This window comes from Naasia sp. SYSU D00057 (assembly GCF_017916505.1).
In the GTDB taxonomy this organism is placed as follows: domain Bacteria; phylum Actinomycetota; class Actinomycetes; order Actinomycetales; family Microbacteriaceae; genus Naasia.
In genome coordinates, this window is record NZ_JAFMSZ010000005.1 from 148,199 (window position 1) to 161,171 (window position 12,973).

Genomic DNA, 12,973 nt, shown 5'->3' on the forward strand with positions numbered 1-12,973 from the left:
GTAGTGCCGGCCCCGCCGTAAACCGGCTCGACGCGGGGCGCGGCCGCCGAGATCCCCGCTCGGGGGGAGGAAGGCGCGCTTCATCAGGCCGTATCGTGTGGCGGGATGGATACCGCGACCGACCCCGCCGTCGACGAGTCGGCCGCGTCGCCGGCCCCGGTGCGCCGGCGGCGGCGCGTCCTCCTCTGGACCCTGCTCGCGGTCGCCGTCGTGCTCGTCGCGCTCGTCGCCGCGGGCGTGTGGATCGGCAGTCGCGCGCTCGCCGCGAAGGACTCGCTGGAGCGGGCCGAATCCCTCGTGGGGCGGCTCCAGGACATCCTCACCGCCGACCCGGCGGCCGCCCCGGCGCTCGCCGAACGGCTCGTCGACGAGACGGCCGCCGCGCGCGCGGACACCGACGGCCTCGTCTGGCGGATGGGCGAGGCGGTGCCCGTGCTCGGCAGGAACCTGTCCGTCGTGCGCGTGCTCGCGGCCTCCGTCGACGATGTGGCGCGCGACGCGGTGCTTCCGCTCGCCCAGGCCGGGACGGCGATCGAGGGCCTGAAGCCGGTCGATGGCGCGCTCGACATGAACGTCGTCCGGCAGCTCGCCGACAGCGTCGCGGGCGCGAACACCGCGCTGACCCGCGCCCGGGACGACGTGGCGGCCCTCGACGCGGACGGGACCATCGGCCAGGTCGCGGATGCGCACGCACGCCTTTCCGCACTGCTCGACGACGCCGCCGACACGGCCGCGCCCGCGGCGGAGGCTGCATCGCTGCTCGTCCCGCTGCTCGGCGGCGATGGACCCCGCAACTACCTGCTGATGTTCCAGAACCCGGCGGAGGCGCGCTCGCTCGGCGGGAACCCCGCATCCCTGCTGCTGATGGGCGTCGACGAGGGACGTGTCGACATCGTGAGCCAGGCGTCGAGCCGCGACTTCGTCGCGTACGCGCCGCCGCCCGTCCCGCTCGAGGAGAACCTCGCGCAGGTGTACGACCCGAAGTTCCCGACCGTCATCATGGACACCGCGACCCGGCCGGACTTCCCGACCATGGCGCAGCTCGGCAAGGGCTACTGGGAGCGGGAGTTCGGCGGCACCGTGGACGCCGTCGTCTCGTTCGACCCGGTCGCGCTCGCGTCGCTCCTCGACGCCGTGGGACCGATCACCCTGCCGAGCGGGGACACGCTGAGGAGCGACAACGCCGTCGACCTGCTCCTCTATGAGGCGTATGCCCGCTATCCCGATCCGGCGGACCAGGACGCGTTCTTCAGTGCCGCGGCCGCCGCGATCTTCGACGGCCTGCTGTCCGGCTCCGCCGATCCGATGCTGCTGCTGCCCGCACTGCAGGACGCGATCGACGAGGGGCGCCTCATGGCGTGGAGCGCGAACCCCGAGGAGCAGGAGGTGCTCGCTCGCACGCCGGTCGCGGGGATCCTGCCGGGCGGCAACGAGGAGTCGACCACGGTCGGCGTGTACTTCAACGACTACTCGGCGTCCAAGATGGACTACTTCGTCGACACGGAAGCATCCGTCCGCGTCGAGGGCTGCCCGGCCGACGGCGACGCCGTCTTCGCGGCCACCTACACGATCACCTCCCCGCTCACACAGGAGCAGGCGGAGCTGCTGCCCTCCTACGTCGCGAGCGGCTGGCTGCCGCGCGGCCAGTTCCGCACCGACGTGTACGTGGTCGGTCCGGTCGGCGCGACGTTCCTCGACTGGCACGTCGACAGCCCGAGCCTCCGCGACGAGCTGCTCTCCACCGGCACGGACCTCGGCCGCCCGGTGACCCGCATCACCTCCTACGCCTCGGTGGAGGGCACGACGACGATCACGGTCCGCTTCACGGCCCCCGCGGGCACCTACGGCCCGCTGGAGCTTCGCACGACCCCGATGATCAACCCGACGGAGGTTGCGGTGGAGCAGCCCGCCTGCGGCTGACCCTCGAGCTCCGGCGGACGAGGAGCGGCCCCTTCCGGTGATTGAGGAGCCGCCCGAAGGGCGGCGTCTCGAAATCGCGCGACTTTGCCTCTGGATCGGACCGCCCGGTCCGGTGATTGAGGAGCCGCCCGAAGGGCGGCGTCTCGAAATCACGCAACGCCCTTTCGGACCCGGCCACGTGTTCCCTCCTCAAGCCAGCGCGACCGGGATCCGCTCACCGCTCGTGAACCGCGGCCTTCGGCGGCAGGCCACCGTGATGAGGTGCATGCCATGCCGTGGATGTACCTCCTGCAGTGTGCCGACGCCAGCTACTACGCCGGCAGCACCTGGGACCTCGCGAAGCGTCTCGAAGAGCATCAGGCCGGTTCCGGGTCCTCCTTCACCGCCGCACGGCGGCCGGTCGAGCTCGTGTACGCCACCGAGTTCGAGCGGATCGAGGACGCGTTCGCGTTCGAGAAGCGAGTGCAGGGCTGGAGCAGGGCGAAGCGTCAGGCGCTCATCGCCGGTGAGTGGGATCAGCTGCCGAACCTGGCGCGTCGCGGCTTCCGGCCCAAGGTGGAACGGCCCGACTCGTCCAATCCGGAATTCCACTGGCGCCGCTGATCGCCTAGGGAGGCGGCGTGGTGATCGGGTCCTGAGACAAGGTCGCGTGATTTCGAGACGCCGCCCTCCGGGCGGCTCCTCGATCACCGGGAGGCAGCGGGGCGCGGGCGGGGCGGGGAGGCCGTCCTGAGACAGGGTCGCGTGATTTCGAGACGCCGCCCTCCGGGCGGCTCCTCAATCACCGGGAGGCAGCGGGGCGGGGATCTCCGTCCTGAGGGAAGTTCGCGTGATTTCGAGACGCCGCCCTGCGGGCGGCTCCTCAATCACCGGAGGTGTGGACGCGGGTCCGCAGGACGGGGGACAGGGGTGTCACCCGGACGGGGAATTGCCTCACGGGAAGGGGCGCCGCCAGACTCGACGGCATGCGTGGCATCATCCTGGCCGGCGGTACCGGCTCGCGGCTGCACCCGATCACGCTCGGCGTCAGCAAGCAGCTCGTTCCCATTTACGACAAGCCGATGGTGTACTACCCGCTGTCGACCCTCATCGCGGCCGGCGTGCGTGACGTGCTCGTCATCACGACGCCGCATGACGCCGACGCGTTCCGCCGGCTGCTCGGCGACGGCACCCAGTTCGGGATCTCGATCCAGTTCGCCGTGCAGGAGGAGCCGAACGGGCTCGCGCAGGCGTTCGTGATCGGCGCCGACTTCATCGGCGACCACGAGGTCGCGCTGGTGCTCGGCGACAACATCTTCTTCGGCCAGGGCATGGGCACCCGCCTGCGCCGCTTCCACGGCCTCCGCGGCGGCGCGATCTTCGCCTACTGGGTCGCCGACCCGACCGCGTACGGCGTCGTCGAGTTCGACCGGAACGGCCGCGCGCTCAGCCTCGAGGAGAAGCCCGCGCAGCCGAAGAGCAACTTCGCCGTGCCGGGCCTCTACTTCTACGACAACGACGTGGTCGAGATCGCCCAGGGCCTCACGCCGTCCGCCCGCGGCGAGTACGAGATCACGGACGTCAACAAGGCCTACCTCGAGCGCGGCACCCTCCAGGTGGAGGTGCTGCCCCGCGGCACCGCCTGGCTCGACACCGGAACGTTCGACTCGATGACCGACGCGAGCGACTACGTGCGCACCATCGAGCGCCGGCAGGGGCTCAAGATCGGCGCCCCCGAGGAGGTCGCCTGGCGGCAGGGGTTCCTGACGGACGAGCAGCTGCGCGAGCGCGCCCAGACCCTCGTGAAGTCCGGCTACGGCCAGTACCTGCTCGGCCTGCTCGAGCGCGGGAAGGAGAACTGATGGCGCACCTCCTCGTGACCGGAGGCGCGGGCTTCATCGGCTCCAACTTCGTCCACCACGCCCTCGGCGCCACCGACCACACGGTGACCGTGCTCGACAAGCTCACCTACGCCGGCAATCGCTCGTCTCTCGACTCTCTCCCGGAGGACCGGTTCCGCTTCGTGCAGGGCGACATCGCGGACGCGGAGCTCGTCGACGGCCTGTTCTCCGAGGTCGACGCGGTCGTGCACTTCGCGGCCGAGTCGCACAACGACAACTCGCTCGCCGACCCGCGGCCGTTCCTCGACACGAACATCGTCGGCACCTACACGCTGCTCGAGGCGGCCCGCCGGCACGGCACCCGCTTCCACCACATCTCCACCGACGAGGTCTACGGCGATCTCGAGCTCGACGACCCGCAGCGGTTCACCGAGTCGACGCCGTACAACCCGTCGAGCCCCTACTCGTCGACGAAGGCGGGCAGCGACCTGCTCGTGCGCGCCTGGGTGCGCTCGTTCGGCGTGCAGGCGACGATCTCGAACTGCTCCAACAACTACGGGCCCTACCAGCACGTGGAGAAGTTCATCCCTCGGCAGATCACCAACGTGCTCCGGGGCGAGCGGCCGAAGCTCTACGGCGCCGGCCTCAACGTGCGCGACTGGATCCACGCGAACGACCACTCCTCAGCGGTGCTGCGCATCCTCGACGCGGGCACGATCGGCGAGACGTACCTGATCGGCGCCGACGGCGAGAAGAGCAACAAGGACGTCGTCGAGCTCATCCTCACCGCGCTCGGCCAGCCGGCGGATGCGTACGACCACGTCACCGACCGTGCCGGCCACGACCTCCGCTACGCGATCGACTCCACGAAGCTCCGCACCGAGCTCGGCTGGGAGCCGGCGTACCGCGACTTCGAGGCGGGCCTCCGCGCGACCATCGACTGGTACCGCGATCACGAGGACTGGTGGGCGCCCGCGAAGGACGCCACCGAGGCCTTCTACGCGTCGAAGGGCCAGTAGTGCCCGTCGAGTACGGCAAGCCGCTCGGCGTGCGCGGCACCGACATCCCCGGCCTGCTCGTGCTCGACCTGCCGGTGCACGGCGACGCGCGCGGCTGGTTCAAGGAGAACTGGCAGCGCGCGAAGATGGTCGCCGCCGGCCTGCCCGACTTCGCGCCCGTGCAGAACAACGTGTCGTTCAACGGCAAGGTCGGCACGACGCGCGGCATCCATGCGGAGCCGTGGGACAAGCTCGTCTCGGTCGGCTCCGGCCGGGTGTTCGGCGCCTGGGTCGACCTGCGGCCGGGGGAGTCCTTCGGCACGCTCGTGACCATCGAGCTCGACCCGTCCGTCTCGGTGTTCGTGCCGCGCGGGGTCGGTAACGCGTTCCAGACCCTCGAGCCCGACACCGTCTACAGCTACCTCGTCAACGACCACTGGAGCGCGGACGCGGAGTACACCTTCGTCAACCTCGCCGACGAGACCGTCGCGGTGCCCTGGCCGGTGCCGCTGTCGGAGGCGGAGCTGTCCGACAAGGACCGTGCGCACCCGCGCCTCGCCGACGTGGTTCCGATGGCCCCGCGCCGCACGCTCGTGCTCGGCGCAGGCGGCCAGCTCGGCACCGCGCTGCGGGCCGTCCTGCCTGACGCCGACTTCCGAACGCGCGCCGAGTTCGACCTGACCGACCCCGCGGCCTACGGGTCCGTCCGCTGGAAGGACTACGGCGCCGTCGTCAACGCGGCCGCCTACACGAAGGTGGACGCCGCGGAGACGCCCGAGGGACGGGTGGCCGCGTGGCGCGCGAACGTGACCGGCGTCGGACTCCTCGCCCGGGCTGCCGCCGAGAACGGGCTCACGCTCGTGCACGTGTCGAGCGACTACGTCTTCGACGGCACCGCCGACGGGCACCCGGAGGACGAGCCCTTCAGCCCGCTCGGCGTGTACGGGCAGACGAAGGCCGCCGGCGACGCGCTCGTCGCGACCGTGCCGCGGCACTGCATCGTCCGCACCAGCTGGGTCATCGGCGAAGGCGCCAACTTCGTCCGCACGATGGCCTCGCTCGCCGAGCGCGGCGTCGCTCCGTCGGTCGTCGACGACCAGATCGGCCGGCTCTCGTTCGCCGACGACATCGCCGCGGGCATCGCGCACCTGCTGTCCGCTGAGGCGCCCTCCGGCGTCTACAACCTCAGCAACGAGGGACCGGCGATGTCGTGGGCCGCGATCGCGGCGCGGGTGTACGAGCTGACCGGGCACGACCCGGCGGCCGTGACCGGGGTCAGCACGGCCGAGTACTTCGCCGGCAAGCAGGCCGCCCCGCGGCCCCTCAACAGCGTCCTCCCGCTCGACAAGCTCCGCGCGACCGGCTTCGTCCCGCGCGACGCGGACGCCGCCCTCCGCGCCTACCTGGGGGCTTGACCGCGCAAGGCTGCCCTCACCCTGCCGTCAGCGGGCCTCTCCGCAATCGGCAGGACTTTCTGCAATCAGCAGGACTTTGGAAAGCCGGACCTCCTGCTGATCGCAGAAAGTCCTGCTGACTGCGGGACGACTCGTGCCCGGAGAGGGACGGGCCGGCCCTCCGCGTCAACCTCCGGGATGCACCATCCGCCGGACGGGGGCGTCGGCCTAGAGTGGGCGAGATGATCCCCGACGGCGTCGAGCTCCCCTCTGCTGCGGAGCCCGCCGTCGTGGCGGTCCTCCCCACGGGCCTCGTCGTCGCGAGGACTCCCGACTTCGGCGCTGCGGTCGACGTGCTGATCAACGGCCGGCGCGTCTGGTCGGCACCGGTGCCCGCCGGCGCCGAGCCCGTGACCCTCGCCTGGCCCCCGGCGCTGCTGCCGTTCCTCGACGGGACAGCCGACGTGCGGCTGCAGGATCCGGCGACCGGCGTCGTGGTCGCCACCGGCAGCGCCCGTCTCGGCACCTCGTCCGAGCCCATCACCGTGGCGGACGAGCGCGGCCGGCGCCTCGCGATCAACAAGTGGGGCAACCTCGGCATCGCCCTCGAGGGAGCGGACACGGGGCTCGCCGAGCGGATGCTCACGAGGGCCCAGGACCTCGTCGCGCTGCTCGCCGCCGACGGCTGGACCCCGTTCGTCGTCGGCGGCACCCTGCTCGGCGCGGCGCGAGCCGGCGCCCTGCTGCCGAACGACGACGACATCGACCTCGCGGTGCTGATGCCCGATGGCAGCCATCCCGCCGACCTGGTGCTCGAGTCGTTCCGGCTGCAGCGCCTCGTCGAGAGCCAGGGGCTCCTGGTGGTGCGGCACAGCGCCTCCCACCTGCAGGTGACCTGGCTGTTCGAGGACGGGTCCGCCGACCACTACGTCGACATCTTCCTCGCGTTCTACCGGGACGGCTGGTTCTACGAGCCGCTCGCCATGCAGGTTCCCGCCGAGGCGGTCGCGATCGAGCCGCTGTCGAGCATCACGATCGAGGGCCACGAGCTGCCGGCGCCCGCCGACATCGAGGGGTGGCTCGCCGCCTGCTACGGACCCGGCTGGCGGGTGCCCGACCCCACCTTCAGGTTCGACGTGCCGCTGCGCACCCGCCGGCGGTTCTGGAACTGGTTCGGCAACTACGACCTCCACCGCATCTTCTGGAGCGGGCCGGGCCGGCTCCGTGACGAGCTGCCCGAGGATCCGGAGGCCCTGCTGTCGCTGTTCCCCCAGGACTCGGTCGTCGTCGACGTCGGCTCCGGGCGTGCGGCGATGAGCCGCCGGCTCGCCGAGGCGGGGCACCCGACGATCGCCGTCGACTTCGCCCTCCCGGCCGTGCAGGCGGCGGCCGGCGTCCGCGGTGTGCGGGCGCGCCGCGCCAACCTCAACGACACCTCCGACGTCCTCGACCTCGCCGCCGACCTTCTCCGCGACGGGCGCTCCGCGTCGTACTACTGCGGGCACACGTACGAGGGGCTGAGCGGCGACGGCAAGGCGAACCTGCTCCTCCTGCTGCAGCACACGCTGACGGCGGGCGCCGTCGCCGTGCTCGACTTCTACACGGCGATCACGGGCGACTTCGTGTTCGAGGACCCGACGACGTGGCACGTCGAGCCCGAGGACCTCGAGCGGGATGCGCGCGCTCGCGGCCTCGCCGTGGAGCGGCTGTCGAGCGGCACCCGCGAGACGCCGCACGGCAGCAGGCCCTGGGTCCGGTGCCGGATCACGAAGGCAGTCACAGGAACGGAGACAGCATGACCGATCACGCCGCGACCGGGACCGAGCCGGAGCCGATCGTCGAGGACGGGACCGAGACCGAGGCGATCGCCGGGGACGGGACCGAGCCGGAGGACCTGCACGCCGGCGTCGAGGACGTGCCCGCCGGCGCCGGGGCGGTCGTCGCGGCACTCGAGGCGCGCATCCGGACCCTGGAGACGGCGGTCGACGAGCTCCGGGAGGAGATCGACGAGACGCGCCGCGACGGGCGCCGCGTCGCCGAGCTCTACGACCTGGTCTTCGAGCGGCTCAAGTCCGGTCAGCTCTGACGCACGTCGACGACCTGACCCGTCAGGTCGGAGGCGAGCGTGTCGATGGACGCCGCGGCGACCTGCTCGGGCCGCAGCAGGGTCGTCTCGTCCTCGTGGCCGAACGCCCGCTCCCGCATCCCCGTCTTGGTGCGCTGCGGGTTGATGCAGTTGACCCGGATCCCGTACTCGGCCCACTCCTCCGACAGGGCCTGCGTGAGGTTCACGAGGCCGGCCTTCGCCGCGGAGTAGAGGCTGTAGCCGGCGCGCCCGCGCGTGTAGGAGCTCGAGGTGAAGAACAGCAGGTGCCCGCGGCTCTCCTTGAGGAACGGGAACGCCTCCTGCGCGATGATCACCGGCCCGAGCAGGTTCACGTCGAGGCTGCTGCGGGCCTGGTCGGCGTCCACCTCGCTGAGGGGCGCCACCTCGAGCACGGCCGCGGCGTTCACCACGAAGTCGATGCGGCCGGTCTGGGCGGCGACCTCGGCGATCGCGGCCGCGACCTCCTCGCGGCGCTCGACGTGGGTGCCGGTCGCGTTCCGGCTGAACGAGAAGGCGCGGGCGCCGTACGCCTCCGCCTGGGTGCAGATGGCACGGCCGATGCCCTCGCTGCCGCCGAACACCACGACGGTGGCCCCGTCGAGGGCCCGGCGCCGCGAGTCGTCGTCGAGGAAGCCGGAGCCGGCCGTCCTCAGCTGGAAGAGCTTGTCGGCGAACGAGATGTCGACGGGCTCCGTGATCTTCATGTTCTCGTCCGACCCGCGCACGACCGCGATCGGGACCTCGGGCAGGTAGCGCAGCACCACCGTGCAGTCGTCGGTCGCGGTGAAGGTCCTGTCCTCGGCCGCCCGTGAGTACGCCTCGCGGATGACGGAGAGGCGGAAGGCCTGCGGGGTCTGGCCGCGGCGCAGCCGGGCCCGCTTCGGGACCTTGCGGATGAACTCGCGCCCGTGGTCATCGGCGGTGATCCGGATGATGGTGTCCGCCGACGGGATCGCGGTGTCGACGGCGTCGTACTCGTCGAGGGCCTCGACGCACTCCCGGATGATGCGCGAGTCGACGAAGGGGCGCACCGCGTCGTGGAGCAGCACCTTCGCCTCCTCGTGCTCGATCGCGTCGAGGGCGAGTGCGGTCGTGCGGTTGCGGGTCGAGCCGCCGGGCAGCACCTTCGTCAGCTTCGGGTAGGTGCCCGCCCGCCGGAGCGCGTCGATCGCGTCGAGATGGTGCGGCTCCATCATCACGAGGACCTCGTCGATCTCCGGAGCGGCGTCGAGCGCGGCGATCGTGTGCTCGATCACCGTCTTCCCAGCGATGCGCAGGAGCTGCTTGGGCACCGAGGCCCCCATGCGCTCGCCGACCCCGCCGGCGAGGACGACCGCTACGGTCCGGAGCGGAAGAGAGGGAGATGCAGCCACGGGGGAGTCCCTTCGCCGGGGGAAAAGGCGCCATCAGCGTATCCTCCGGGGGCGTCCGGAGCGCGCCCCCGGACCGATGTGGGCCGCGACCTTGACAGGAGCGGCGGAAGCCGGGAAGGGGCGCCCGTCAGGCGACGGGAGGCCAGGGCCCGAGGCGGGAGGCGATGCGCTGCGCGAGCTCCTGCGTCGAGATGTAGCCCTGCGCCACCTCGCGGAGGAGGCTGAACGTCTCGTTGTCGCTGAAGTGCATCTCGGCGCGGTTCAGCTCGAGGAACACGTTGGTCGCGAGCCAGGCGAGCCGCTTGTTGCCGTCGAAGAGGGCGTTGTTGCGGGCGAGGCTCTCCATGAGCACCGCAGCCTTCGCGGGGAGGTTCGGGTAGACGTCGTGCCCGGCGTAGCGCATGGCGGGACGGTCGACGGCCGAGATCAGGAGTCCCATGTCGCGGACGGACTCGCGCAGCGGCGCGTCGGTGAAGATCTCGATGATCTGCACGACGTCGTCGACGCTGAGGTACTCGAACGAGGGGGCGTCGGCCGGTGGGGTCCCGGCTGACACGGCTAGGCGCTGGCCAGGCGGGTCATCAGGTCAGCGTAGCGGGACAGCTGGCGGCGCATGGAGTCGGCGACGAGGTCGGGGTGGTTCGGCCGTGGGGCTGCCATCGCGATCGCCTCCGCCGCCGCCATGTTCTTGCTCAGGTGGAGGGTCTCCGCCATCCGCTCGAGGGCGATCTCCTTCTCTTCGCTGAGCCGCAGGGTCATAGCCACGAGCCTTACGCTAAGCGTGAGGCTTCCCGGCGAGGGGAAGGACCCGCGGAGGGTCGTGCGCCGCCTCCGTCCCCACTTCGGGGGGCCCTCAGGCGCCGGTGGGCCAGGCGCGCTTCAGGCTGAACCAGAAGCGGCCGCCGTGCATGCGCTCGTGGTACTCGGCGGCGAGCAGCGCGCCGGCCCGGAGCAGCAGCTCGTGGTCCGCCGGACCCGGCAGTCCGGCCGCGGCGTGCAGGGCGCCGAAGTCGGCGTCGAGGCGACCGTCGCGGAGCGCCGCGAGCAGCTCGGCGTCGCGGAGCAGCAGCACGTAGGGGTCGTAGAAGTAGGGACGCGGACCGGCGTCCTCGAAGTCGATGGCGCTCCAAGCTCCGTCGGGGGTGACGAGCAGGTTGAGGCCGGTGAGGTCGCCGTGGCTGAGCGCCAGCGGCCACGCGGCGGCGGCCTCCCGCAGCGCGGGTGCGAGCGCCTCCACCTCAGCCCGGATCGAGGAGGACGCGCCGTCCGTGGGCGCGAGGGCGCGGGCGAGCGCGCCCTCCATCGCCGCACCCGACGACCCCGAAGCGGTGTCGCGCGTCAGCTCCGTGTACGCGGCCGTGATCCCGCGCACCGCGGCCAGCCGGGCATCGAGGGGCGCCCGGGAGAACTCCGTGCCGGCGGCGAGTCCCTCGCGCAGCACGGTGCGGTCGCCGGACAGCGACCAGGACGGGTTCGGCAGGACGCGCGACAGGGCGGCCCGGTTCTCCTCGTACCCCTCGGGGAAGGGTGCGCGCCGGACGTGGGTGACCGCGCCGCCGTCCCTGTCGAAGAGGACCAGCCCGCGCTCCTTGGTGAGCAGCGCCTCGACGGCGCCGCCCGACCCGGTGGTGACCGCCACCGAGCGGGGTGCCGCGATCGCGGTGCGCCGGCGGACGAGCCGCTCCTTCACATCCCGCGGCGGACGGCGGGACGCCTGCGCCCGCCGCTCCGCCCGCCGCCCTTCCGGCCCGGCGTGGAAGGCGGACGAGACGGTGGGCAGCGACCAGCGGCCCGCCCGGAGGTGCGGGGCGGCGTCCTGCAGGAGGCGGGCGAAGATGCGCTTCTGCTCCCGCTCCCAGGCGATCCCCTTCCGGCCGGCTCGGCGGGCGAACATGCGGCGGGCGAAGGAGAGGACCACGGTGACGTCGTCGCGCACGAACGGGATGACGAGCGCTGCGAGGGCGACGTAGGCGAGCGCGAAGCCGACGCCCGCGAGGAGCTGCACGATCGGCGGGGCGGGCAGGAGGGTACCGAGCCAGGCGAGGACGCCGCAGGGCACGCTGATCGTGAAGACGGTGCGCAGCGCGTTCGCGAACAGCGGCTTCGTGTCCACCCCGGTGACGACGCCCACGCGCCACAGTGAGACGACCCAGTGCAGCGCGTAGGCGACCGTCTGGCCGATCGCGACGCCGACGGGACCCCAGGGGAGTCCCGCGAGGATGATCACGATCATGATGGGGCGCACGGCGAGGAACATCCGCAGCTGCGCGCCGGTCCTGCCCGTGGCGAGGTACATCCAGTACGAGATCTGCGCGATCGCGCGGAACATGCCGCCGACGGCGAGGGCCGCGAAGATGGCGGCCACGCCGATCCAGCGCTCACCGAACAGCACGAGCACGAGCGGCGTCGCGAGCCCGGTGGCGACCGCGAACACGGTGGCGGTGAGGTAGGCGCCCACCAGCTGCGACTTGCGCAGGTACCGGGAGAACACGTCCTTGTCCTCGTGCACGCGGGACAGGATGGGCAGCGCCACGCGCGTCATCGGCGCGTTGATCTGGTTGAGCGGGGTCATGAGCAGCTGGTACGCCCGGTCGTAGAGGCCGAGCGGGGATGCGCCCCAGACGGCGCCGATGGCGACGCTGTCGACGTTCTTCGTGACGTAGGAGATGCCCTGGGTGCCGAGCACGCCGAGCCCGAACCGGACGAAGCGGCGGATCGACACGTGCCGCTTGGGCAGGCCCGGCTTCCACCGCGACGCCGCCACGTTGAGGACCGTCGCGACCGCGACCGTGGCGACCTGCTGGAGCACGATCGCCCAGTACTCGAGGCCGAGGACGGCGCCCACGATGCCGAGCACGAAGCCCGCGACGACGCCCGCGACCTCGATGCCGGTGAGGAGGGCGAAGCGCAGGGAACGGGTGAGGTCGGCCTTGAACTGCGTGTTGATGCCGCTGAACACGAACGTGGTCGACATCGCGGCCACGATCCAGAACAGGCGCGGCTCGCCGTACAGCAGGACGATGAGCGGGCTCAGCAGCACCATGAGGAGCGCCGTCGCGACACCGAGGCCCGTGTTGACCCAGAACAGGTTGGTGCGCTCGTCGTCGGTGACGTTCTTCGCCTGGATGGCGGCACTGGAGAGACCGAAGTCCCTGATCAGCTCGGAGATGCCGATCACCGCGGCGACCATCGCCACGAGACCGAAGTCCTCGGGCGCGAGCAGCCGGGCGAGGATGACCGTCGAGGCGAACTGCAGCACGACCCGGACGGCCTGTCCGAGCAGGGTGACGCCCGTTCCTCGCGCGGCGGAGTCGCCGAGACTCGGGGTGGTCGTCGTCACGAATCCATAACCTAGCCCGGC

The 12,973-nt window shown here is 71.8% G+C and carries 11 protein-coding genes; 7 read left to right on the plus strand and 4 right to left on the minus strand.

The window, feature by feature from the left end; genetic code table 11:
- The first annotated feature begins 105 nt into the window (after positions 1–105).
- The 7 genes from J3P36_RS14895 (at position 106) to J3P36_RS14925 (ending at position 8,218) form a co-directional block, all read left to right on the plus strand.
- Complete coding sequence (locus J3P36_RS14895; RefSeq protein ID WP_210509024.1) at positions 106–1,920, plus strand: DUF4012 domain-containing protein; 1,815 nt, start codon at positions 106–108, stop codon at positions 1,918–1,920.
- Between the two features lie 270 nt (positions 1,921–2,190).
- Complete coding sequence (locus tag J3P36_RS14900) at positions 2,191–2,523, plus strand: GIY-YIG nuclease family protein (RefSeq protein WP_210509025.1); 333 nt, start codon at positions 2,191–2,193, stop codon at positions 2,521–2,523.
- 362 nt (positions 2,524–2,885) lie between these two features.
- Positions 2,886–3,761 carry a glucose-1-phosphate thymidylyltransferase RfbA gene (gene rfbA, locus J3P36_RS14905; RefSeq protein ID WP_210509026.1) on the plus strand — a complete coding sequence of 292 codons (876 nt, stop codon included), beginning with the start codon at positions 2,886–2,888 and terminating at the stop codon, positions 3,759–3,761.
- Positions 3,761–4,759 carry a dTDP-glucose 4,6-dehydratase gene (gene rfbB, locus J3P36_RS14910; protein ID WP_210509027.1) on the plus strand — a complete coding sequence of 333 codons (999 nt, stop codon included), beginning with the start codon at positions 3,761–3,763 and terminating at the stop codon, positions 4,757–4,759. The genes rfbA and rfbB overlap by 1 nt, the downstream gene beginning before the upstream one ends.
- A complete protein-coding gene (locus tag J3P36_RS14915; RefSeq protein ID WP_210509028.1) occupies positions 4,759–6,153 on the plus strand; it encodes a bifunctional dTDP-4-dehydrorhamnose 3,5-epimerase family protein/NAD(P)-dependent oxidoreductase in 1,395 nt (464 codons plus the stop codon). The genes rfbB and J3P36_RS14915 overlap by 1 nt, the downstream gene beginning before the upstream one ends.
- A gap of 221 nt (positions 6,154–6,374) precedes the next feature.
- Positions 6,375–7,931 (plus strand): LicD family protein, encoded by a 1,557-nt coding sequence (locus J3P36_RS14920; protein ID WP_210509029.1) that lies wholly within the window; start codon positions 6,375–6,377, stop codon positions 7,929–7,931.
- Complete coding sequence (locus J3P36_RS14925) at positions 7,928–8,218, plus strand: hypothetical protein (RefSeq protein ID WP_210509030.1); 291 nt, start codon at positions 7,928–7,930, stop codon at positions 8,216–8,218. The genes J3P36_RS14920 and J3P36_RS14925 overlap by 4 nt, the downstream gene beginning before the upstream one ends.
- On the opposite strand, the gene ispD is transcribed toward J3P36_RS14925, so the two are convergent.
- From ispD to J3P36_RS16865, 4 genes are all read right to left on the minus strand, one after another.
- On the minus strand, positions 8,209–9,612 hold the full coding sequence (ispD, locus tag J3P36_RS16860; RefSeq protein WP_307807123.1) for a 2-C-methyl-D-erythritol 4-phosphate cytidylyltransferase: 1,404 nt from the start codon (positions 9,610–9,612) through the stop codon (positions 8,209–8,211). The genes J3P36_RS14925 and ispD overlap by 10 nt on opposite strands.
- A gap of 127 nt (positions 9,613–9,739) precedes the next feature.
- A complete protein-coding gene (locus J3P36_RS14935; RefSeq protein ID WP_210509031.1) occupies positions 9,740–10,168 on the minus strand; it encodes a type II toxin-antitoxin system death-on-curing family toxin in 429 nt (142 codons plus the stop codon).
- 2 nt (positions 10,169–10,170) lie between these two features.
- Positions 10,171–10,377: a hypothetical protein gene (locus J3P36_RS14940; protein ID WP_210509032.1), complete on the minus strand. Its 207-nt coding sequence runs from the start codon at positions 10,375–10,377 to the stop codon at positions 10,171–10,173.
- 88 nt (positions 10,378–10,465) lie between these two features.
- Complete coding sequence (locus J3P36_RS16865; RefSeq protein ID WP_210509033.1) at positions 10,466–12,952, minus strand: oligosaccharide flippase family protein; 2,487 nt, start codon at positions 12,950–12,952, stop codon at positions 10,466–10,468.
- Positions 12,953–12,973: the final 21 nt, after the last annotated feature.